The 22,033-nt window shown below is 52.0% G+C and carries 19 protein-coding genes; 16 read left to right on the top strand and 3 right to left on the bottom strand.

Annotated features, from left to right (window positions below; genetic code table 11):
• Nucleotides 1–18 precede the first annotated feature (18 nt).
• Nucleotides 19–645 (bottom strand): multifunctional acyl-CoA thioesterase I/protease I/lysophospholipase L1, encoded by a 627-nt coding sequence (tesA, locus tag FDW97_RS11665; RefSeq protein ID WP_003021850.1) that lies wholly within the window; start codon nt 643–645, stop codon nt 19–21.
• On the opposite strand from tesA, the gene ybbA reads away from it, so the two are divergent.
• The 6 genes from ybbA to FDW97_RS11635 all read left to right on the top strand — a co-directional run bounded on the left by ybbA (nt 613) and on the right by FDW97_RS11635 (nt 7,839).
• A complete protein-coding gene (ybbA, locus tag FDW97_RS11660; RefSeq protein WP_038638411.1) occupies nt 613–1,299 on the top strand; it encodes a putative ABC transporter ATP-binding protein YbbA in 687 nt (228 codons plus the stop codon). The two genes, tesA and ybbA, sit on opposite strands and share 33 nt — an antisense overlap.
• Nucleotides 1,296–3,710, top strand: coding sequence for a putative ABC transporter permease subunit YbbP (gene ybbP, locus FDW97_RS11655; RefSeq protein ID WP_137351067.1), 2,415 nt, complete (start codon nt 1,296–1,298; stop codon nt 3,708–3,710). The genes ybbA and ybbP overlap by 4 nt, the downstream gene beginning before the upstream one ends.
• Before the next feature lie 187 nt (nt 3,711–3,897).
• Nucleotides 3,898–5,031 carry a porin gene (locus FDW97_RS11650; protein WP_069323985.1) on the top strand — a complete coding sequence of 378 codons (1,134 nt, stop codon included), beginning with the start codon at nt 3,898–3,900 and terminating at the stop codon, nt 5,029–5,031.
• A 245-nt stretch (nt 5,032–5,276) separates the two neighbouring features.
• A complete protein-coding gene (locus FDW97_RS11645) occupies nt 5,277–6,107 on the top strand; it encodes a MetQ/NlpA family ABC transporter substrate-binding protein (RefSeq protein WP_038638419.1) in 831 nt (276 codons plus the stop codon).
• A gap of 63 nt (nt 6,108–6,170) precedes the next feature.
• On the top strand, nt 6,171–7,187 hold the full coding sequence (gene sfbB / locus FDW97_RS11640) for a virulence-associated ABC transporter ATP-binding protein SfbB (protein ID WP_085047610.1): 1,017 nt from the start codon (nt 6,171–6,173) through the stop codon (nt 7,185–7,187).
• Nucleotides 7,180–7,839 carry a methionine ABC transporter permease gene (locus FDW97_RS11635; RefSeq protein ID WP_137346936.1) on the top strand — a complete coding sequence of 220 codons (660 nt, stop codon included), beginning with the start codon at nt 7,180–7,182 and terminating at the stop codon, nt 7,837–7,839. Before sfbB ends, FDW97_RS11635 begins: the two co-directional genes overlap by 8 nt.
• On the opposite strand, the gene mnmH is transcribed toward FDW97_RS11635, so the two are convergent.
• Together mnmH and allS are read right to left on the bottom strand one after the other, a co-directional pair.
• Nucleotides 7,840–8,934, bottom strand: coding sequence for a tRNA 2-selenouridine(34) synthase MnmH (mnmH, locus tag FDW97_RS11630; protein ID WP_085047608.1), 1,095 nt, complete (start codon nt 8,932–8,934; stop codon nt 7,840–7,842). It abuts the gene before it with no gap.
• Nucleotides 8,935–9,003: 69 nt separating this feature from the next.
• Complete coding sequence (gene allS, locus FDW97_RS11625) at nt 9,004–9,930, bottom strand: HTH-type transcriptional activator AllS (protein ID WP_038638428.1); 927 nt, start codon at nt 9,928–9,930, stop codon at nt 9,004–9,006.
• Between the two features lie 227 nt (nt 9,931–10,157).
• Here allS and allA point away from each other — a divergent pair, with 227 nt between their 5' ends.
• The 10 genes from allA (at nt 10,158) to glxK (ending at nt 22,008) form a co-directional block, all read left to right on the top strand.
• The gene (gene allA, locus FDW97_RS11620) at nt 10,158–10,640 is read left to right on the top strand and encodes an ureidoglycolate lyase (RefSeq protein ID WP_038638430.1); all 483 of its coding nucleotides are present in this window, start codon (nt 10,158–10,160) and stop codon (nt 10,638–10,640) included.
• Nucleotides 10,641–10,715: 75 nt separating this feature from the next.
• Nucleotides 10,716–11,537 (top strand): HTH-type transcriptional repressor AllR, encoded by an 822-nt coding sequence (gene allR, locus FDW97_RS11615; RefSeq protein WP_038638433.1) that lies wholly within the window; start codon nt 10,716–10,718, stop codon nt 11,535–11,537.
• Between the two features lie 84 nt (nt 11,538–11,621).
• Complete coding sequence (gene gcl, locus FDW97_RS11610; protein WP_137351066.1) at nt 11,622–13,403, top strand: glyoxylate carboligase; 1,782 nt, start codon at nt 11,622–11,624, stop codon at nt 13,401–13,403.
• 12 nt (nt 13,404–13,415) lie between these two features.
• Nucleotides 13,416–14,192, top strand: a complete 777-nt coding sequence (hyi, locus tag FDW97_RS11605; protein WP_087857075.1) for a hydroxypyruvate isomerase — start codon at nt 13,416–13,418, stop codon at nt 14,190–14,192.
• 100 nt (nt 14,193–14,292) lie between these two features.
• Nucleotides 14,293–15,171 carry a 2-hydroxy-3-oxopropionate reductase gene (gene glxR, locus FDW97_RS11600; protein WP_087857076.1) on the top strand — a complete coding sequence of 293 codons (879 nt, stop codon included), beginning with the start codon at nt 14,293–14,295 and terminating at the stop codon, nt 15,169–15,171.
• Between the two features lie 67 nt (nt 15,172–15,238).
• Nucleotides 15,239–16,489 carry an MFS transporter gene (locus FDW97_RS11595; protein ID WP_137351065.1) on the top strand — a complete coding sequence of 417 codons (1,251 nt, stop codon included), beginning with the start codon at nt 15,239–15,241 and terminating at the stop codon, nt 16,487–16,489.
• 98 nt (nt 16,490–16,587) lie between these two features.
• A complete protein-coding gene (locus FDW97_RS11590) occupies nt 16,588–18,048 on the top strand; it encodes a putative allantoin permease (RefSeq protein WP_137351064.1) in 1,461 nt (486 codons plus the stop codon).
• A gap of 72 nt (nt 18,049–18,120) precedes the next feature.
• Complete coding sequence (allB, locus tag FDW97_RS11585) at nt 18,121–19,482, top strand: allantoinase AllB (protein WP_085047602.1); 1,362 nt, start codon at nt 18,121–18,123, stop codon at nt 19,480–19,482.
• 58 nt (nt 19,483–19,540) lie between these two features.
• The gene (locus tag FDW97_RS11580; protein ID WP_085047601.1) at nt 19,541–20,839 is read left to right on the top strand and encodes a uracil/xanthine transporter; all 1,299 of its coding nucleotides are present in this window, start codon (nt 19,541–19,543) and stop codon (nt 20,837–20,839) included.
• Between the two features lie 20 nt (nt 20,840–20,859).
• Nucleotides 20,860–22,008 (top strand): glycerate 3-kinase, encoded by a 1,149-nt coding sequence (gene glxK / locus FDW97_RS11575; protein ID WP_137351150.1) that lies wholly within the window; start codon nt 20,860–20,862, stop codon nt 22,006–22,008.
• Nucleotides 22,009–22,033 lie beyond the last annotated feature (25 nt).

Genomic DNA, 22,033 nt, shown 5'->3' with positions numbered 1-22,033 from the left:
GTCAGGATCTCCGTTGAATTACGAGTCGTGATTAACTAGAGGAGTGAGATGTTGCGCCATCCAGTCGGCAATAAACGGCTGGGCGTCACGATTAGGGTGAATACCATCATCCTGCATCCACTGGGGTTTCAGATAAACCTCTTCCATAAAAAAGGGCAGCAGAGGGATATCAAACTCTTTGGCGAGCTTTGGATAAATCGCGCTAAAGGTTTCATTATAACGGCGACCGTAGTTTGCCGGCAGACGAATTTGCATTAATAGCGGTTCGGCATTTGCCGCTTTCACGTCCTGCAAAATCGTGCGCAGGGTTTGTTCGGTTTGCGCAGGCGCAAAGCCGCGCAGGCCATCGTTGCCGCCAAGTTCGACCAGTACCCAACGCGGCTGGTGCTGCTTGAGTAATGCAGGCAGACGGGCCAGGCCCTGCTGCGAGGTGTCGCCGCTAATGCTGGCATTCACCACCGGCGTTTTGGTTTGCCATTTATCATTAAGTAGCGCAGGCCATGCGGCGCTGGCGGACATACGGTATCCGGCGCTCAGGCTGTCACCCAGAATTAATAACGTGTCCGCAGCGGCGGCGCGGAAAGTTAACAGGACCAGGAACAGGAAAGGCCAATGCCAGCGGAAAACATTGTTGAAGTTCATCATCTTAAGAAATCCGTCGGTCAGGGTGATCATGAGCTATCCATCCTTACCGGAGTTGAACTGGTTGTCAAACGCGCCGAGACCATTGCGCTGATTGGCGAGTCGGGATCGGGGAAATCCACGCTGCTGGCGATCCTCGCCGGGCTGGACGATGGTTCCAGCGGTGAAGTCAGCCTGGTGGGGCAGGCGCTACATACCATGGATGAAGAAGCCCGGGCGCAGCTGCGGGCAAAACATGTGGGATTCGTTTTCCAGTCATTCATGTTAATCCCGACCCTGAACGCGCTGGAAAACGTCGAACTGCCCGCGTTGCTGCGTGGCGAAAATAGTGGTAAAAGCCGCGACGGGGCCAAAACGTTGCTGGAGCAACTTGGGCTGGGAAAACGTCTGGATCATCTTCCGGCCCAGCTTTCCGGCGGGGAGCAGCAGCGCGTGGCGCTGGCACGGGCCTTTAACGGGCGTCCGGATGTGCTGTTTGCCGATGAGCCGACGGGCAACCTCGATCGCCAGACCGGAGACAAAATTGCCGACCTGTTGTTTTCTCTGAACCGGGAACACGGCACCACCCTGATTCTGGTGACGCATGACCCGCAGCTGGCGGCGCGTTGCGATCGGCGCTTACGTCTGGTGAATGGACAGTTGCAGGAGGAGGCATGATTGCCCGTTGGTTCTGGCGCGAATGGCGCTCGCCTTCATTACTGATTGTCTGGCTGGCGCTGAGCCTGGCGGTAGCCTGCGTACTGGCGCTGGGCAACATCAGCGACCGTATGGAAAAAGGGCTGAGCCAGCAAAGCCGCGAGTTTATGGCGGGAGATCGCGCGCTGCAAAGTTCACGTACCGTGCCGAAAGCGTGGATTGACGAGGCGCTGCAGCGGGGGTTGAAAGTCGGCGAGCAGCTGACTTTCGCGACCATGACTTTTGCCCGTGACACGCCGCAGCTGGCGAACGTCAAAGCGGTGGATGAAGTGTATCCGATGTACGGCACGTTGCAGACCAATCCGCCGGGTCTGAAACCGCAGCCAGGCTCGGTGTTGCTGGCCCCACGCCTGATGGCGCTGCTCAATCTAAAAATCGGTGATTCTATTGACGTCGGAGACGCCACGCTGCGCATCGCCGGCGAGGTGGTGCAGGAGCCAGATTCCGGTTTTAATCCGTTCCAGATAGCGCCGCGCCTGATGATGAGCATGGCGGATGTCGAAAAAACGGCGGCGGTCCAGCCGGGAAGCCGCGTGACATGGCGCTATAAATTTGGCGGAACGCCGCAGCAACTGGACGCGTACGAAAAATGGCTGTTTCCGCAGCTAAAGCCTGAACAGCGCTGGTACGGGCTGGAGCAGGATGAAGGCGCGCTGGGGAAATCACTTGAACGTTCACAACAGTTTCTGCTGCTGTCGGCGCTGTTAACGCTGCTGCTGACGGTCGCTGCGGTTGCTGTGGCGATGAGCCATTATTGCCGCAGCCGTTACGATCTGGTGGCTATACTGAAAACCCTCGGCGCGGGCAGAGCGCAACTACGTAGGCTGATTGTTGGTCAATGGCTGATGGTGCTGGCGTTGTCTGGCGTGACCGGTGGGCTTTTCGGGCTGTTATTTGAGCACGCGCTGGTGGTGTTACTCAGGCCGGTCCTGCCCGGCGATCTGCCGCCCGCCAGCCCCTGGCCGTGGCTGTGGGCCTTAGGCACCATGACGGTAATTTCGCTGTTGGTAGGGTTGCGTCCTTATCGGCTACTGCTGGCGACGCAGCCGCTACGTGTGTTACGCCGTGACATGGTGGCAAACGTCTGGCCGCTGAAGTTTTATTTGCCGGTGGTATTGGTTGTTGTGGTCGTCCTGCTCGCTGGACTGATGGGGGGAAGCCTGCTGTTATGGGCTGTGCTGGCCGGTGCGGTAGTACTGGCGCTGGTGTGCGGCGTGCTCGGTTGGATGCTGCTTAACGTGCTGCGTGGTCTGACGCTCACCTCGCTGCCGTTGCGTTTAGCGGTCAGTCGACTGTTGCGCCAGCCGTGGTCAACGCTCAGTCAACTGTCGGCATTTTCACTTTCCTTTATGCTGCTGGCGCTGCTGCTGGTGCTGCGCGGCGATCTGCTCGATCGCTGGCAGCAGCAAATGCCGCCGGAAAGTCCAAATTATTTCTTGATCAACATTGCCAGTGAACAGGTTGTACCGCTGAAGTCATTCCTGTCGGAACATCAGGTGATCCCGGAATCGTTCTATCCCATTGTACGTGCGCGTCTGACAGCCATTAATGATAAGCCGACCGAAGGAAATCAGGATGAGGCGCTTAACCGCGAACTTAATCTGACCTGGCAGGATACCCGCCCGGATCATAACCCGATAACCGCCGGAAGCTGGCCGCCGAAAGCGGGGGAAGTGTCGATGGAAGAAGGGCTGGCGAAGCGGCTAAACGTGAAGCTCGGCGATCGGGTGACTTTTATGGGCGATACCCAGGATTTCAGCGCCACGGTCAGCAGCCTGCGTAAAGTGGACTGGGAAAGCCTGCGGCCTAACTTCTTCTTTATTTTTCCTTCCGGGGCGCTGGACGATCAGCCCCAGAGCTGGTTAACCAGCTTTCGTTGGGAGAACGGCAACGGCATGTTGACGCAGCTTAACCGCGAATTCCCGACCATCAGCCTGCTGGATATTGGCGCCATCCTCAAACAGGTGGGCCAGGTGCTGGAGCAGGTAAGTAGAGCGCTGGAAGTGATGGTGGTGCTGGTTACCGCCTGCGGCATGTTGTTGCTGTTGGCGCAGGTTCAGGTGGGGATGCGTCAACGTCATCAGGAACTGGTGGTCTGGCGCACGCTGGGAGCAGGCAAGAAATTGCTGCGTACCACGCTGTGGTGCGAGTTCGCTATGCTCGGGATGGTCGCCGGGCTGGTGGCGGCCATCGGTGCGGAAACCGCGCTGGCTGTATTGCAAACCCGCGTATTTGACTTCCCGTGGGAGCCAGACTGGCGGCTTTGGGTTGTGCTGCCGCTTTGTGGGGCATTGCTCCTCTCTTTATGCGGCGGATGGCTCGGTTCACGACTGCTTAAAGGTAAAGCGCTGTTCCGTCAGTTCAGTAATTAATTCCTGCCAGTGATGATTACGCACCGGTTTTTTAAATCGGTGCGTTTTTTTATCTATGTAGCACAAATTGATAACCCCTTGATATTTAACAGCACAGAACAATAAAAACCCAGCAACACGAGTGTATTAATAAACGTTAATATTTGTATGCTTAATAATTGGCAGGCTATCTATCAAGGTACAAATAATGACTATAAAAAAAACGGCGCTGGCGGTATCGATCGGCGCAGCAGTGGCATTAACGACTTTCGCTTCCCAGGCGGAAATCACGATCCTGAAACAAGATCCGCAGGCGGGCGATCCGCTGAGCCGTCTTAACTTCACCGTCGGCGGGAGTATTCGTCCGCAGTTCCAGAATATGGCCGGTGACGATGGTAAGAATGGCTACAAACGTAATGGCTTCGACGGCGGGACGCGTTTCCGCTTCGCCGCAGACTACTATCTGTTTGATGATATCAGTTGGGTGAGCTACTACGAGCTGGGCGTTAACTTCCCGGCCATGTTCAACTGGGATAATCACTACGCTGACGGCGCCAACGATACCACGCGTCGTATGCTGTACACCGGTCTGAAGAGCGCGACCTGGGGTACGCTGACCTTCGGCCAACAGAACAGTATTTACTATGATGTGGTCGGGGCGAAAACGGATATCTGGGATTACGATATGATCGGTCAGGCGCCAGGTAACGGTATCAATGGCGACTATGACGGTTCCTATCGTACACGTAAATCATTGAAGTATAAGAAAACGGTGGGGGATGTTGATCTCTACGCATCTTATCTGTTCAGCGATGATTACAACCCGAACAACGGCCTGCGCTACAAGCGTAAAGGCGGCGGCTCGTTGGGTGTGGATTACCACATCACCGATGACCTGACCTGGGGTACGGCGTGGAACTACACCCGTGCGGAAATGCGTGGCGACACCAGCAAAACCTACGATCAAAACATCGTCGGTACCGCACTGAGCTGGAAACCGGACAACTGGACCTTCTCAATGGGCGGCGGCTGGTATCAAAACTTCATGACCACCAAAAAAGTTTCGGTTAACGACTACTTTGCCGGTGATGCCTGGGGTCTGGAATACTTCGCGGGTTATACCTTCCCGATTGGTCAGTATGCGCTGAAATCTGTTCAGCCGTACTTTATGGGCGATCGTATCGAATACGTGAATGGTCGTAACTATCTGCGTACCGACAACGGTGTGGGTATCAGCTTCCAGTTGGATTACGGTTTCCGTGTGGATTACGAACACGTCTTTACCTCCAGCACCGACAACCTGGGCGATATGAACCTGGTGCGTCTGCGTTACGACTTCTAAGTCAATTTTCCTTCCAAAGCCGGGTAGCCAGGGCGTTATCCGGTTTTTTACTCTCCGTTGCCGAAAAACGCATAAGCACCTTCCTTGCACATTCAACGACATACTTCGCAACATCATGAAATAATTTCAAGGACAGCGGGTTGTGATCTGTGTCATGTTAGAAATCTGCCTGTTATCAGGCCAACGAGAACAACGCCGCATGAACGGCGTGAGACATGACACCACAACGTTAAAATGGAGAAAATATGGGATTGCGTCAGAGTTTACGCGTCGCGACCGGGGCGCTGTTACTGGCCTGCGGCTTACAATTTGCTCATGCGAACAGTGACCCGCATACCATCGTGTTTGGCGTCGCGCCTGGACCGTACGGCGATATGGTGAAACAGGCTATTGCCCCTACGCTGAAAGAGAAAGGCTATAAGGTGGTGGTGCGCGAATTCAGCGACTACGTGCAGCCGAATATGGCGCTCTCCAACGGCAGCATTGATGCCAACCTGTTCCAGCACTCGCTCTATTTTGACAAATTCACCGCCGATAAAGGACTGAAGCTGAGCAAGCTGATTGTGGTCCCGACGGCCGGGATGGGGTTTTACTCGCACAAAATCAAAAGTCTGGATGAGTTGAAAAAAGGGGATGTGATCACGCTGTCCAACGATCCGACCAACCTGGCCCGCGGTCTGCGTTTCCTGCAATCCATTGGCCTTATCACCATCAAAGACAATATCGATCCCACGAAAGCCTCCGAGCGTGATATCGCCAGCAACCCGAAAGGGCTGGTGTTTAAACCCTTGGAAGCGGCGCAACTGCCGCGCACTTTGGACGGTGTGACCGGCGCGCTGGTCAACGGCAACTTTGCCGTGGCGGCAAAACTGGATCTTTCCAGCGCCATCAAGCAAGAGCATCTGGATGAAAACCTGAAAAATATCATTGCGGTACGCAGTGAAGATGCGGATAAACCGTTCGCGAAAGATATTGTTGAAGCGGTGAAGTCTCCGGCGTATCGCGCGGTGATCGACGATCCGCAAAACATCTACAGCGCTTTCCAGAAACCGGAATGGATGTCGGCAGCCCAATAATCGCTGCATGCAAGGGTTAACAGGGGCAGCGGCGACTGCCCTTTTCGCATTTCTGAGGTGGATATGATTGAGATAGAAAAGGTTTGCGTGGATTTTACCGCAGGCCGTGGACCCTCAACCCGGGCGGTTGATGACGTCAGCTTGCATATTGGCGCGGGCGAGATATTTGGTATTGTCGGGACCAGCGGTGCGGGGAAAAGTACGCTATTGCGCACCTTGAACGCCTTAACGCGTCCGAGCAAGGGAAGTGTGAAGGTGAACGGCGTAGAAATTTCTGCGCTGGAAGGCACTCAGTTACGTAAAGCGCGTCAGCGCATTGGCATGATTTTTCAGCACTTTAATCTGATGCATACCCGCACCGTGGCGCAAAACGTCGCCTTTAGTCTGAAAGCTGCCGGATGGGAACGCAGCAAGATTGCTCCACGCGTCACGGAGATTCTGGCGCTGGTCGGACTGTCTGATAAGGCGAACCGTTTTCCGGTTCAGCTCAGCGGTGGTCAGAAGCAGCGCGTGGGTATTGCCCGTGCGATTGCCAATCATCCGGATGTGTTGCTGTGTGATGAACCCACTTCCGCGTTAGATCTCGAAACCTCGGCCACGATTCTGGCGCTGCTTAAGCAGATCAACCAACAGTTGGGGATCACGATCGTGCTGATCACTCACGAGATGAACGTGATCAAATCGATTTGCGATCGCGTGGCGGTGATGTCAGGCGGCAAGGTGGTGGAGTCCGGGGAGGTGTTTGACGTTTTTGCTCACCCACAGCACGCCTTCACCCAGCAACTGGTGTCGCATACCCTCAATCTGACGCTACCTGAGCGTCTGCGCCAGCATCTGCCCGGCCAGTTGCTGAAAATTCTTTTTATCGGCGATTCGGCGGAACAGCCTGTGCTGTCAGAAGTTGCGGTTAAATTTGGCGTGGCGGTGAACATTCTGCACGGCAAAATTGAATATATCGGCGAACGCGCGCTGGGGATTCTGGTGGTACAACTCACCGCGCCGCATAACCCTTCTGCGGTGGATGTCGCCGTGGAACATATTCGTCAACGTACTGCTCAAGTGGAGGTGATTCGTGGATGATTTATTGCCTGATTTGACGCTGGCGTTTAATGAAACCTTCCAGATGCTGAGCATCTCAACGGTGCTGGCGATTATTGGCGGTTTGCCGCTCGGTTTTCTAATTTTCGTCACCGATCGGCATTTATTCTGGCAGAACCGTTTTGTGTATCTGCTCAGCTCCGTGCTGGTAAATATTATCCGCTCGGTACCGTTTGTGATCCTGCTGGTGCTGCTGCTACCGCTCACCCAGTTTTTGCTCGGCAATACCATCGGACCGATTGCCGCCTCCGTGCCGCTTTCCGTGGCGGCGATTGCTTTTTATGCCCGGCTGGTGGATAGCGCGCTACGTGAAGTGGATAAAGGCATTATTGAGGCGGCGGAAGCGTTTGGCGCCACCCCGATGCGCATCATCTGCACCGTGTTGTTGCCGGAGGCCAGCGCGGGACTGTTGCGTGGACTGACGATCACGTTGGTGAGCCTGATCGGTTACTCCGCGATGGCCGGGATTGTCGGCGGCGGTGGGGTAGGTGACCTGGCGATTCGCTTTGGTTATTACCGCTATGAAACCCAGGTCATGATCGTCACCGTTGTCGCGTTGATTATTCTGGTGCAGGTCGTGCAGGTGCTGGGCGACTGGCTGGCGAAACGCGCGGATAAGCGCGACAGGCATTAATTACTGTGCGTTAAGCCATCCGGCAACGTCCTGCCATGTGCCGCGAAAGACGATTTTCGCGGCTTTCTTTTCCAGTTGATAGCGATACATCGGGTCGTAATACTCGTTGAGCAAAGGCACCAGCCAGCCCATGTGGGCGTCGGTACTGCCCGTCGATTGCTGTTCGCGCAGAGCCACGTCAAGCAGGGCGGTCAGCTCGGCAAAACGCTGTAACCCCAGACGACGGCGAATAGCGAACAGGCCGTGGTGCAGATACTCACTGTATTCCTGCCAGCCCCGGTTCTCACCATAAGCGTGGGTAAAATCGTGGTGCATGCGTACGAAATACTCCTCGCGCAGGCGCTCCAGACGCAGCTCAAAAGGATCGTCCACCACCGCAATGGACGCCTCGGTCATGCGCTCGCGCAGGCATTCGGGCAGATGGTTAGCGCCGATCATGCGGCCTTCATCTTCCAGCACCCACTGGCGTAAATCCTGTCGGCTGTCCGTTTTGAGCATTTCGACCGCCAGCAGGTTTTCAAAACTCGCCTGGCTTAGCTGCGGCTCTACGGTACGTCCAAACGAGGAACCGCGATGGTGCGCCAGTCCTTCGAGATCCACACCGTTCGGCTGCTGTTGAACCAGTTGCGTTTTACCGTTCCCGGTACAGCCGCCAATTAAGACGATCGGTTTTTGCACCAATTCTTCCGTTATCCGTATGACCGCCTGGCGCAGAGCCTTATAACCGCCCTGTATCAGCGGATAGTCAATGCCGGACTCGTGCAGCCACTGCTGCACAATATGCGAACGCTGACCGCCGCGCGCGCAGCATAAATATCCTTTTGGGTGTTGACGACAGGCATCCTGCCAGGCGTACATGCGCTGTTGGCGGGTTTCACCCGAGACCAGTTGATGGCCCAATTCCAGGGCAGCCTCAGGCCCCTGACGTTTATAACAGGTACCGACGGCGGCGCGTTCGTCATCGTTCATTAAGGGGAGATTGACTGCGCCCGGCATCGCGCCTTGTTGAAATTCGACGGGGGCGCGTACATCGATAATAGGCGTACCGGCGAGCAGAATCGCGCGATAGTCCTGTGCTGTTTGTGTGTCTTGCATAGTAAAAAACGAAACCTCAAATCATCTTGCGTATCATTTTACGCGCCAAAGAGCAGGATGACTTGATTTTCAATCGCGTGCATTGTTGAAAATTGCTAAAAATCCGGCGATTTCTGGTTTTCGCTGCGTAAATAACGTCACAATATCTTCCACAGCCTTACCTGCGCCAAACTTATGCCAGGCGAGACTTAAGGGGGAAGGGGGACGCATGGTAGGAATAATGCTACTGACCAGTTGCCCGTTATCAAGCAATGGCTGGCACAGCGGTTGCGGAACAAAGCCGATACCCACCCCGGCAAGATGCGCCGCAATTTTGGTTTCCATGTCCGGGACAATAATCTCTTTTTGGCCGGGAAGCCGCCACGCGACCCGTTTGGTCAGGGTGCGCGCACTGTCTTCAATGTTGATCGCCGGAAAACGGCGCAACTGCGCTTCCGTTAATGGACCACTGACGTCTGCCAATGGATGATTCGCCGACATAACAAACCGCCACTGAACAGACCCCAAAGGATCGAGGGTAAAGGTGTTGGCCATTGGTTCAGTACCCGTGACGCCGATAGCCAGAGAGAATCCTTCATACAGCAGTGAATCCCAGACGCCCATATAGATTTGCCGGGAAAAGTGAAACTGAGTAAAGGGATAGCGGGCGTTAAGCCAGGATAACAGGCGAGCGACGGCTTGCGGGCTATACAGCAGGTTGTTGACCACGATATTCACCTGACGCTCTACGCCGTCGTTCACTTGCTGTAATTCGCTGGGCATGCTGTCCAGCCAGGCGAGCCAGTCCTTTGCCTGAGAAAGAAGATGCGAGCCCGCGGCGGTTAACGTAACGCTGCGGGTGGTGCGAAAGAACAGAGCAACCCCGGTATTTTCTTCCAGAAGCTTAATGCGATAGCTGATGGTGGCCGTGGTTTTACACAAGCGATCCGCCGCCCTGGAGAAACTCCCTGTTTCGGCTACGCCAATAAAAGTACGCAGTGTTTCTGGATCAAACATCGTCAGCTACTCCCTGAATGCTCTTCCGCAAGCCTGATTTCTTGTTCTCTGATTTATAAGTATTTTTACATAATGGCCTTGTTTAAATTGTGGTCTAAATCGAATTTTGGAAAAATATTCCAACTTTTGTGTTGATGTTAAATCCCGAAGGTTTTAGATTGCATGATATTGAAGCCGCTAACTGTTCTGGCTGCGGTTCAGAGGAATTCAGTTACAAGGAAAAGATGATGAAACTTGAGGTATTACCGTTAAATCAGCACACGTTCAGCGCCTATGGCGATGTCATCGAAACCCATAAACGTGATTTTTTTCATATCAATGATGGGTTGGTTGAACGTTATCACGATCTGGCTAATGTGGAGATCCTTGAGCAGGACCGAACGCTCATCAGCATTAACCGCGCGCAACCGGCAGCGATGCCTATTATTGTGCATGAACTGGAGCGCCACCCGCTGGGTACCCAGGCATTTATGCCCATGAAGGGCGAAGCGTTTGTGGTGATTGTCGCGCTTGGTGAGGACAAACCCGATCTTTCCACCTTAAAAGCCTTTATCACCAATGGTCAACAGGGGGTGAATTATCACCGAAACGTCTGGCATCACCCGCTGTTTGCCTGGCAAACCGTGACCGATTTCCTGACGGTCGATCGTGGTGGTAGCGATAATTGCGATGTTGAACGTATCCCGGCACATGAACTCTGTTTTGCGTGACGCTATTGGCCTTCTTGCTTAATATGAGCATATTGTTCATTGTTTATGCTCATATTTTGGGCCGGAGTAAATGTAGTGGAGACGGAAGTAAGACGGCGCGGCAGGCCTGGACAGACGGAGCCGGTTGCGCAGAAAGGCGCTCAGGCGCTCGAAAGAGGCATTGCGATTTTGCAGTATCTCGAAAGAAGTGGGGGGAGTTCGTCAGTCAGCGATATTTCCGGCAGTCTGGATTTACCGCTCTCCACGACTTTTCGCCTGCTAAAGGTTTTACAGGGTGCTGATTTTGTCTATCAGGACAGTCAGTTAGGATGGTGGCACATCGGTTTAGGCGTCTTCAATGTGGGCTCCGCGTATATTCATAATCGCGACGTCCTGTCGGTAGCCGGACCATTTATGCACCGATTAATGCTGCTGTCAGGCGAAACGGTGAATGTCGCGATTCGTAATGGCACTGAAGCGGTGCTGATTGGCCAGAAGGAGTGCAAATCGATGGTCAGGATGTGTGCACCTTTGGGCAGCCGTATGCCGTTGCATGCTTCCGGCGCGGGGAAAGCACTGCTTTATCCGCTGATGGAAGAAGAGTTAATGGACATTGTCGTGAAAACGGGTTTGCAGCAGTTTACGCCGAACACGTTGGTGGATTTTCCTACTCTGCTGCGTAATCTGGAACAGGCGCGCGAGAATGGCTATATCGTTGATCACGAAGAACATGTTGTTGGATTGAATTGCATCGCTTCGGCTATCTATGACGATGCAGGCAGTGTAGTGGCTGCCATCTCTATTTCGGGGCCCGCATCCAGACTGACGGAAGATCGTTTTATTAGTCAGGGGGAGCTGGTACGGGATACAGCACGAGATATCAGTACGGCGCTTGGGTTAAAAGCACCCGTAGCTTAAGTCGCAACCCGCTCAGAGGAGCGGGACTTTTTTGGATTTTTTTAAAGTTGGAAAAATTTTCCAATAAATAGAGGTAGAAAGAAAATGGCAAAAATGAGAGCCGTTGACGCGGCAATGTATGTGCTGGAAAAAGAAGGTATCACCACCGCATTTGGCGTGCCTGGAGCGGCAATCAACCCGTTCTATTCCGCAATGCGTAATCACGGCGGCATCCGTCACATTCTGGCTCGCCACGTTGAAGGCGCCTCCCATATGGCGGAAGGTTATACGCGTGCCGCTGCAGGCAACATTGGCGTCTGCCTTGGCACTTCAGGCCCGGCTGGAACTGACATGATCACTGCACTGTATTCCGCCTCTGCCGACTCTATTCCTATTTTATGTATCACCGGCCAGGCGCCTCGTGCCCGCCTGCATAAGGAAGATTTTCAGGCTGTCGATATTGAATCTATCGCCAAACCGGTCAGCAAAATGGCGGTAACGGTACGTGAAGCGGCACTGCTGCCACGGGTTTTACAGCAGGCATTCCACGTCATGCGCTCAGGTCGCCCTGGCCCGGTGCTGATCGATTTGCCTTTTGATGTCCAGGTTGAAGAAATCGAATTCGATCCCGACATGTATGAGCCGTTGCCGGTCTACAAACCTGCCGCCAGCCGCAAGCAAATTGAGAGAGCGCTGGAAATGCTGATCCAGGCGGAACGTCCGGTCATCGTCGCAGGGGGCGGGGTGATTAATGCTGATGCTTCCGCACTGCTGCAACGTTTTGCGGAGCTGACCCATGTACCGGTTATCCCCACGTTGATGGGCTGGGGATGTATCCCTGACGATCATGAGTTAATGGCCGGCATGGTCGGGCTACAAACCGCGCACCGCTACGGAAATGCCACGCTGCTTGCTTCTGATATGGTGTTCGGTATTGGTAACCGTTTTGCTAACCGTCACACCGGCTCGGTCTCGAAGTACACCGAAGGGCGCAAAATCATTCATATCGACATTGAACCGACGCAAATTGGCCGTGTTCTGTGCCCGGATTTGGGCATTGTTTCTGATGCCAAAGCCGCGCTGACCTTGTTGATTGACGTCGCTCAGGAAATGCAGAAAGCCGGACGTTTACCTTTCCGGAATAGCTGGGTTGATGAATGCCAACAGCGTAAGCGGACGTTACTGCGTAAAACCCACTTCGACAATGTCCCGGTGAAACCGCAGCGTGTCTATGAAGAGATGAATAAAGCCTTTGGTCGCGACGTTTGCTACGTCACCACCATCGGATTATCACAAATTGCCGCTGCGCAAATGCTGCATGTGTTCAAAGAGCGTCACTGGATCAACTGCGGCCAGGCAGGCCCTCTCGGCTGGACGCTGCCTGCGGCATTAGGGGTTTGTGTTGCCGATCCAACACGCAATGTCGTCGGGATTTCGGGGGATTTTGACTTCCAGTTCCTGATTGAAGAACTGGCGGTAGGCGCGCAATTCAATATTCCTTACATCCATGTGCTGGTCAACAACGCCTATCTGGGCCTGATTCGTCAATCGCAGCGTGCTTTTGATATGGATTACTGCGTCCAACTGGCGTTTGAAAATATCAACTCCAGCGAAGTAAACGGCTATGGCGTCGATCACGTCAAAGTGGCAGAAGGCTTAGGTTGTAAGGCTATTCGCGTCTTCAAACCTGAAGATCTCGCTCCGGCGTTTGAACAAGCCAAAGTCCTGATGGCGCAGTATCGCGTTCCGGTTGTTGTCGAAGTGATCCTTGAGCGAGTGACCAATATCTCGATGGGTAGCGAGCTGGATAACGTGACCGAGTTTGAAGAGGTTGCAGACGGTGCAGTTGATGCGCCAACCGAAACCTGTTTTATGAAATATGAATAGAGGAGGTGACAGATGTTACGGTTCTCAGCCAATCTTTCCATGCTGTTTCTGGAATACAGTTTCCTTGAGCGTTTCGACAAAGCGGCGCAAGCGGGGTTTCGTGGCGTAGAGTTTATGTTTCCCTACGATTACGACATTGACGTCTTAAAGGAAAAACTGCAGACCAACAAGCTGGAGCATACGTTGCATAATCTCCCCGCCGGAGATTGGGCGGCGGGTGAACGTGGTATCGCCTGTATTCCGGGGCGCGAAGAAGAGTTTCGTGATGGTGTGGCCGCGGCTATTCGCTATGCGAAGGGGCTGGGTAATAAAAAAATCAATTGCCTGGTAGGTAAAACACCGGCGGGTTTTTCGGCTGAACAGATCCAGCAAACGCTGGTGGAAAATCTGCGCTATGCGGCCAACATGTTAGCGAAAGAAGATATTTTATTGCTGATTGAGCCGATCAACCATTTTGATATTCCTGGTTTCTTTCTCACCGGTACGCATCAGGCGTTAGCGTTAATTGATAGCGTCGGATGCAATAATATCAAAATTCAGTATGACATTTATCATATGCAGCGCATGGAAGGGGAATTAACCCAGACCATGACCACGTGGGCAAATAAAATAGGTCATTTGCAAATTGCAGATAACCCTCGTCGCGGAGAGCCAGGGACCGGGGAAATCAATTATGACTTTATTTTTAAGTTTATTGATAAATCAGGTTATGACGGGTGGGTAGGCTGCGAATATAAGCCGCTGACGACCACCGAAGCAGGATTATCGTGGATTAACCAGTATCGATAATTTGTAAGTAATTTCAGGCAACACTATTTTTTCCACTCTGTTGGAAGGGAATCGTTTTGCCTGAATTCAGGAATACCGACAGATATAAAAGAGGTTGCAAATGAAACTGGGATTTATTGGCCTGGGTATTATGGGATCGCCAATGGCGATTAATCTGGCGCGTGCCGGACATCAATTACATGTCACGACCATTGGACCTGTGGCTGAAGAGTTGCTGTCACTGGGGGCGGTTAATGTTGAAACTGCACGTCAGGTGACTGATTTCGCAGATATTATCTTCATCATGGTGCCGGATACGCCGCAGGTTGAAGAAGTGCTTTTTGGTGAACACGGGTGCGCTAAAACCGCATTGCAGGGAAAAACCATTGTCGATATGAGTTCTATTTCTCCTATCGAAACCAAGCGTTTTGCTCAGCAGGTTAATGAACTCGGCGGGGATTACCTGGATGCGCCTGTGTCCGGTGGGGAAATTGGCGCTCGCGAAGGGACGCTGTCCATTATGGTTGGCGGTGAAGCTGATGTATTTGAACGGGTGAAACCGCTCTTTGATATTCTGGGAAAAAATATCACTCTGGTGGGCGGGAATGGTGATGGCCAAACCTGTAAAGTGGCTAACCAAATTATCGTGGCCTTAAATATTGAAGCCGTTTCTGAAGCGCTGGTATTTGCCTCTAAAGCGGGCGCGGATCCGGTTCGCGTGCGTCAGGCATTAATGGGCGGGTTTGCCTCATCTCGTATTCTGGAAGTACATGGTGAGCGCATGATCAAGCGCACTTTTGATCCCGGATTCAAAATTGCACTGCATCAAAAAGATCTCAACCTTGCATTACAAAGTGCCAAGGCGCTCTCATTGAATTTGCCTAATACGGCAACCTGTCAGGAGTTATTTAATACCTGTGCCGCGAATGGTGGAAGCCAGTTGGATCACTCGGCAATGGTTCAGGCCCTGGAATTAATGGCTAATCATAAATTGTCATGATCGTTGGTATCGCTGCAATCCTGCAGCGATACATTTTAATCAGACACACTTTGGAAAGGTGCATGTCATGAGTGAAAAAAATACATCCGGTATTGAATACTGGAAGAAGATCGTCGTCGTAATGAGTCTGGGTTGGGTCGCAATATGGATTTATCGCACCGTATTAACCCCTATTTATCCTGAGATTCAGGCTTCCCTGGGCAATGTCAGCAATGCTGAAATTGGCGCCATCGCCAGTTTCTATTTTTTCGCCTATTGCAGTATGCAAATTCCCTGCGGAATTTTGGTCGATAAGCTTGGCCAGAAAATTATGCTGATGTGTGGGTTTACGCTCTTTATTATTGGTACGCTCAGTATTGCAAAAGCCACGGGACTGGTGATGATCTATGCCGGTTCGCTGATGGCAGGAGCGGGCTGCGCCTCTTTCTTTAGTTCTGCGTATTCTCTCTCTTCGGCAAATGTCCCGCAGGCTCGCCGGGCACTGGCAAACGCCATCATTAATAGCGGCTCTGCGATTGGGATGGGGATCGGTTTAATCGGCTCCAGCGTGTTGGTTAAAAGCATGAGCATGGCCTGGCAAAACGTGTTGTTTCTGGTTGCGGCTGTGTTGGTGGTGATGCTGTGCGTATTTACTTTGGTTATCCGCGGTAAGGTAAAAAGCGAAACGGCGGCGTCAGAGCAAAAAACGCAGACGACAACGATGACAGAAGAGAAAAGTCCGCCGCTGTTTTCGGGTTTGTTATGCAGCGTCTACTTCCTCTATTTCTGTACCTGTTATGGCTATTACCTGATTGTGACCTGGCTTCCGTCCTATCTGCAGACTGAAAGGGGATTTGATGGTGGCGCGATTGGGGTTGCCTCGGCTTTGGTCGCCGTGGTGGGGGTTCCCGGTGCATTGTTCTTCAGCCATCTGTCCGATAAATTCCGTAACAGCAAAGTCAAAGTCATTCTTGGGCTGGAAATTATGGCCGCCGCAATGCTGGTGTTTACGGTGTTATCGCCGAATACCACGATGTTGATGGTCAGCCTGACCCTGTACGGTTTACTGGGAAAAATGGCGGTGGACCCCATCCTGATCTCCTTCGTGTCTGAGCAGGCGTCGGCGAAAACGTTGGGCAGAGCATTTAGCCTGTTTAACTTCTTTGGTATGAGTTCAGCCGTTATTGCGCCAACGTTAACCGGGTTTATTTCCGATTTGACTGGCTCAAAAGAGATAAGCTTTGTCATCTCTGCTTGTCTGGTTGTTACCGGAACGCTTATTTTTGCCGGCGTGACGTTATATAAAAAGAAAGCAACGCCAGTTACTGCTTCAGCATAAAAATATAATTAAAACTATTTGCATTACTTAATATATTGTTTTTGTTCCACATAGCTAAACCCATTACAACGTTATCCGATACGTGACAAGAGGGATTTATGGAACAGCAAAGAGATCTATACCAACAACGTGGTTATAGTGACGACTTATTACCAAAAACGGCAGCACAACGAAACTGGAAAACATTTAACTATTTTACTTTATGGATGGGGTCAGTACATAACGTACCTAATTATGTTATGGTTGGCGGGTTCTTCATTCTCGGACTGTCCACATTCAGTATTATGCTGGCTATTATTATTAGTGCATTGTTTATTGCATTAGTCATGGTTATGAACGGCGCCGCCGGAAGTAAATATGGTGTACCTTTTGCAATGATTCTGCGTGGCTCGTATGGTGTACGTGGCGCGCTTTTCCCGGGATTATTAAGAGGCGGCATTGCAGCAATTATGTGGTTCGGGCTGCAATGTTATGCCGGATCGCTGGCTTTTCTTATTCTGATTGGCAAGATATGGCCTGGGTTTTTAACGCTGGGCGGTGATTTTACACTACTGGGGTTGTCTCTGCCGGGGTTAATCACATTTCTTATCTTTTGGCTGATTAACGTTGGTATCGGTTTTGGCGGTGGTAAAGTATTAAATAAATTTACTGCGATCCTGAACCCTTGCATTTATATCGTTTTTGGCGGAATGGCTATCTGGGCGATATCCCTGGTAGGGATTGGCCCCATTCTTGACTACATTCCGGGCGGTGTGCAAAAAGCGGGAAACAACGGATTCCTGTTCCTGGTAGTGATTAACGCCGTGGTTGCGGTATGGGCCGCTCCGGCGGTGAGCGCATCGGACTTTACGCAAAATGCCCACTCATTTCGTGAACAGGCGTTAGGCCAGACGCTGGGTCTTATTGTCGCGTACGTGTTATTTGCGATTGCCAGCGTGTGTATTATTGCCGGTGCCAGTATTCATTATGGAACGGATACCTGGAATGTGCTGGATATCGTACAGCGTTGGGACAGTCTGTTTGCCTCATTCTTCGCAGTTTTGGTTATTCTGATGACCACAATCTCAACAAACGCTACGGGTAATATTATCCCGGCTGGTTATCAGATTGCCGCAATTGCGCCAACAAAACTAACATATAAAAAAGGTGTATTGATTGCCAGTATTATTAGCTTACTGATTTGTCCATGGAAGCTTATGGAAAATCAGAGCAGCATTTATCTGTTTCTGGACATCATCGGCGGTATGCTCGGTCCTGTTATTGGTGTTATGTTAGCGCATTATTTTGTCGTTATGCGTGGCAAGATTAATCTTGATGAATTATATACCGCCAGCGGTAATTACCAATATTATGATAATGGATTTAACCTGACGGCATTCTCCGTAACGTTAGTGGCTGTAATTCTTTCGCTGGGTGGGAAGTTTATTCCATTGCTTGAGCCGTTATCGCGAGTGTCGTGGTTTGTTGGGGTTATTGTCGCATTTGTGGCATATGCCTTACTGAAAAAAAGAACGGTTGGACAGCCTGCCGCAGTAGAAAAAGCAACAGGTCAGTTGTAATGAAATCAGTAAACGTAGGTGTAAGCGTGCGTTATTTATAAAAACTATCTGTATCCATACAAGGAGTTCGTTATGTCTTTTGATTTAATTATTAAGAACGGTACTGTTATTTTAGAAAATGAAGCTCGTATTGTTGATATTGCCGTCCAGGCAGGAAAAATCGCCGCCATTGGCGAGAATCTTGGGGAGGCAAAGCAGGTAATGGATGCGACAGGTCTGGTGGTTTCACCGGGCATGGTCGATGCGCATACCCATATCTCTGAGCCGGGGCGTACACATTGGGAAGGCTATGAGACCGGAACGCGTGCCGCGGCAAAAGGCGGTATCACCACAATGATCGAAATGCCTCTCAACCAGCTGCCCGCGACGGTGGATCGCGAAACCATCGAACTTAAATTTGATGCGGCAAAAGGCAAATTGACCATTGATGCCGCGCAGCTTGGCGGTCTGGTTTCTTACAACCTTGATCGTTTGCACGAGCTGGATGAGGTTGGTGTCGTCGGTTTCAAATGCTTCGTTGCCACCTGTGGCGATCGCGGAATCGACAATGACTTCCGTGACGTTAACGACTGGCAGTTCTACAAAGGCGCGCAGAAGTTAGCAGAAATGGACCAGACGGTACTGGTGCATTGCGAAAATGCACTCATTTGCGACGAGCTTGGCGAGGAAGCTAAACGCGAAGGCCGTGTGACGGCACATGATTATGTGGCTTCACGTCCGGTTTTCACTGAGGTGGAAGCTATTCGCCGCGTGCTGTATCTGGCGAAAGTCGCCGGTTGCCGCCTGCACGTTTGCCATATCAGCAGCCCGGAAGGCGTGGAAGAAGTGACCCGTGCCCGCCAGGAAGGCCAGGATGTGACCTGCGAATCCTGCCCGCATTATTTTGTGCTGGATACCGATCAGTTTGAAGAGATTGGCACGCTGGCAAAATGTTCTCCGCCGATCCGCGATCGACAGAATCAACAAGGCATGTGGGAAAAACTGTTCAATGGTGAGATTGACTGCCTGGTTTCCGACCACTCGCCATGCCCACCAGAAATGAAGGCTGGCAATATCATGCAGGCGTGGGGCGGCATTGCCGGACTGCAGAGCTGCATGGACGTCATGTTTGATGAGGCCGTGCAAAAACGCGGTATGTCGCTGCCGCTATTCGCTAAATTGATGGCAACCAACGCCGCAGATATTTTTGGCCTGAAACAGAAAGGACGTATTGCCCCGGGTAAAGATGCTGACTTCGTCTTTATTCAACCGGACAGCAACTACGTTCTGAAAAACGAAGACCTGGAATACCGTCACAAAGTCAGCCCGTATGTTGGCCGGACGATTGGCGCGCGCATTACGAAAACTATTCTTCGCGGGGATGTTATCTATGACATCGAGCAGGGATTCCCGGTAGCGCCAAAAGGTCAATTTATCCTTAAACATCAACAATAATGTGATGCGAATTAATGCCCGTCATGCTGGCGGGCATTCTCTATTTTAAGGTATGAATATGCTTCCTGTTATTAACCGCGAAAGTTTGCTATCTGGCTTTCAGTGGTTTTTCTTTATTTTTTGCAATACGGTCGTGGTCCCCCCAACGCTGGTTTCTGCTTTTCATCTCCCCGCGAGCAATCTGTTAATGCTCACGCAATACGCTTTTTTCACGACATCGCTGGCCTGCCTTGCGCAGGTTATTTGTGGCCATCGTCGCGCCATTATGGAAGGGCCTACCGGTTTATGGTGGGGCACCATTCTGACAATTACCCTGGCTGAGGCGTCACGCGGGACACCGCTCAATGATATCGCCACCAGTCTGAGCGTCGGGATTGTCATTTCCGCTGTGCTGACGATGATTATCGGCTTTAGCGGCTTAGGACACCGGTTGGCCCGGCTATTTACCCCAACGGTGATGGTCTTTTTTATGCTGCTGTTGGGCGCTCAGCTCACCACTATCTTTTTTAAGGGCATGTTGGGATTGCCTTTTGGCATTGCTGACACCAGCGTCAAAATTCAACTGGCGCCTTTTAGCCTGGCGGTTGGCGTGATGTGCTTCATCCTTGCGATGATCATTTTTTTACCGCAGCGGATCTCCCGTTATGCCCTGCTGGTGGGGGCGGTAGTGGGATGGGGACTCTGGCGATTGTGCTTTCCATCAACGTCTTTGCCGTCTGGTGAATTAAGCTGGCAGTGGTTCCCGTTAGGCAGTCATGGCAGGCTGTTACCCGGTATTATCCTGACGGCGGTTATCACCGGTTTGGTGAATATCAGTAATACCTATGGCGCGGTGCGCGGCACGGACGTCTTTTATGCGCATCAAGGCTCCAGCAGCTCGCGTTATCGTCGTAGCTTTATCATTTCCGGTTTTATGACGCTGGTGACAGTGCCTTTTGCCGTGATTCCATTTTCACCTTTTGTCTCCTCTATCGGGCTGTTAACACAAACTGGCGACAGCTCGCGAAAATCATTTATTTACGGCAGCGTATTATGTTTATTGGTGGCGATAGTAACGCCGCTAACCCGCTTATTCTGCGCTATTCCACTGGCGATCAGCAGTGCCGTTATGCTGGTCTCTTATCTGCCGTTGCTCTATTCCGGTCTGGTTTTCAGCCAGCAAATCACCTTTACCGCACGAAATATTTATCGGCTGGCACTCCCGCTGTTTGTGGGCATTTTTTTGATGGGGCTGCCACCGGTTTATTTACAAGATCTTCCACTGACTATTCGGCCATTACTGAGTAATGGCTTATTGGTGGGGATTTTACTGGCAGTGCTTATGGAAAACCTCATTCCATGGGAACGCATTAAATAACAGGATGAAAAGGATTAATGATGAAAATTGTAATTGCGCCAGATTCGTTTAAAGAGAGCTTAAGCGCCGAACAATGCTGCCAGGCAATTAAAGCTGGATTTTCAAGCATATTCCCGGATGCAGAATATATTTGTTTGCCTATTGCGGATGGCGGGGAGGGGACCGTGGATGCCATGGTGGCGGCGACTGGTGGAAAAGTGGTCTCGCTGGAGGTCTGTGGGCCGATGGGGGAAAAGGTCATGGGATTTTATGGCCTGACCGGTGATGGAAAGACCGCCATTATTGAAATGGCTGCGGCGAGTGGACTGATGCTAGTCGAACCGCAGGCGCGTAATCCGCTGCTGGCGTCAAGTTACGGTACTGGCGAACTGATTCGGCATGCGCTGGATGCCGGTATTCGTCATATTATCCTCGGTATCGGCGGGAGTGCGACAGTTGATGGCGGCATGGGGATGGCTCAGGCGCTGGGCGTGCGGTTTCTTGACGCGCAAGGGGCATCATTGAGGGCGGGAGGCGGTAGCTTGTCTCGCCTCGCGAGCATTGACCTGCAACAGTGCGATCCGCGGCTGACAGCATGTCGGATCGAAGTCGCTTGTGATGTGGACAACCCATTGGTTGGCCCGCGCGGCGCGGCAAGGGTATTTGGTCCGCAGAAGGGGGCGACGCCGGAAATGGTTGAGAAACTGGAAGAAGGGTTACTCAACTACGCGCATGTGCTGCAATCGTTGACCGGTGAAGATGTATCTCAGGTTGCGGGCGGTGGGGCGGCGGGCGGAATGGGCATCGCCGCGGCTATCTTTCTGCAGGCCATCATGAAACCAGGGATTGAAATTGTGCTGCAGGCTGTTCAACTGGAGCAGTCCATCAAAGATGCATCGCTGGTCATCACCGGCGAGGGACGTATTGATTCGCAAACGGTCGGGGGAAAAGCGCCAATCGGTGTTGCTTCTGTTGCTATGCAGCATCATGTTCCGGTTATCGGTATCGCCGGAGTGCTGGGGGAAGGCGTGGAGGTGGTTCACGATCATGGTATTGATGCGGTGTTCAGTATTTTGCCGCGACTTGCGCCATTGGCGGAAGTGCTGGCGAGCGGTGAAACCAACCTTTATTACTGCGCGCGTAATATTGCTTGCGCGATGAAGCTCGGTCAGGCGATGAATCTGCGTTAAGCATAAAAAAAGCCACGGTGTTAAC

Source organism: Citrobacter sp. wls708 (genome assembly GCF_005281255.1).
GTDB classification, from domain to species: domain Bacteria; phylum Pseudomonadota; class Gammaproteobacteria; order Enterobacterales; family Enterobacteriaceae; genus Citrobacter; species Citrobacter werkmanii.
The sequence above is the reverse complement of the archived record's forward strand: the minus strand, read 5'-3'. Positions and strand labels throughout refer to the sequence as shown.

What these genes read in the sequence shown, in the direction of transcription:
- FDW97_RS11650 (WP_069323985.1), top strand. Translation starts at nt 3,898, where the DNA reads ATGACTATAAAAAAAACGGCGCTGGCGGTATCGATCGGCGCAGCAGTG.
- allS (WP_038638428.1), bottom strand. Translation starts at nt 9,930, where the DNA reads ATGTTTGATCCAGAAACACTGCGTACTTTTATTGGCGTAGCCGAAACA.
- allB (WP_085047602.1), top strand. Translation starts at nt 18,121, where the DNA reads ATGTCTTTTGATTTAATTATTAAGAACGGTACTGTTATTTTAGAAAAT.
- ybbP (WP_137351067.1), top strand. Translation starts at nt 1,296, where the DNA reads ATGATTGCCCGTTGGTTCTGGCGCGAATGGCGCTCGCCTTCATTACTG.
- mnmH (WP_085047608.1), bottom strand. Translation starts at nt 8,934, where the DNA reads ATGCAAGACACACAAACAGCACAGGACTATCGCGCGATTCTGCTCGCC.
- FDW97_RS11645 (WP_038638419.1), top strand. Translation starts at nt 5,277, where the DNA reads ATGGGATTGCGTCAGAGTTTACGCGTCGCGACCGGGGCGCTGTTACTG.
- FDW97_RS11595 (WP_137351065.1), top strand. Translation starts at nt 15,239, where the DNA reads ATGAGTGAAAAAAATACATCCGGTATTGAATACTGGAAGAAGATCGTC.
- sfbB (WP_085047610.1), top strand. Translation starts at nt 6,171, where the DNA reads ATGATTGAGATAGAAAAGGTTTGCGTGGATTTTACCGCAGGCCGTGGA.
- FDW97_RS11590 (WP_137351064.1), top strand. Translation starts at nt 16,588, where the DNA reads ATGGAACAGCAAAGAGATCTATACCAACAACGTGGTTATAGTGACGAC.
- glxK (WP_137351150.1), top strand. Translation starts at nt 20,860, where the DNA reads ATGAAAATTGTAATTGCGCCAGATTCGTTTAAAGAGAGCTTAAGCGCC.
- ybbA (WP_038638411.1), top strand. Translation starts at nt 613, where the DNA reads ATGCCAGCGGAAAACATTGTTGAAGTTCATCATCTTAAGAAATCCGTC.
- glxR (WP_087857076.1), top strand. Translation starts at nt 14,293, where the DNA reads ATGAAACTGGGATTTATTGGCCTGGGTATTATGGGATCGCCAATGGCG.
- allA (WP_038638430.1), top strand. Translation starts at nt 10,158, where the DNA reads ATGAAACTTGAGGTATTACCGTTAAATCAGCACACGTTCAGCGCCTAT.
- hyi (WP_087857075.1), top strand. Translation starts at nt 13,416, where the DNA reads ATGTTACGGTTCTCAGCCAATCTTTCCATGCTGTTTCTGGAATACAGT.
- FDW97_RS11580 (WP_085047601.1), top strand. Translation starts at nt 19,541, where the DNA reads ATGCTTCCTGTTATTAACCGCGAAAGTTTGCTATCTGGCTTTCAGTGG.
- gcl (WP_137351066.1), top strand. Translation starts at nt 11,622, where the DNA reads ATGGCAAAAATGAGAGCCGTTGACGCGGCAATGTATGTGCTGGAAAAA.
- tesA (WP_003021850.1), bottom strand. Translation starts at nt 645, where the DNA reads ATGATGAACTTCAACAATGTTTTCCGCTGGCATTGGCCTTTCCTGTTC.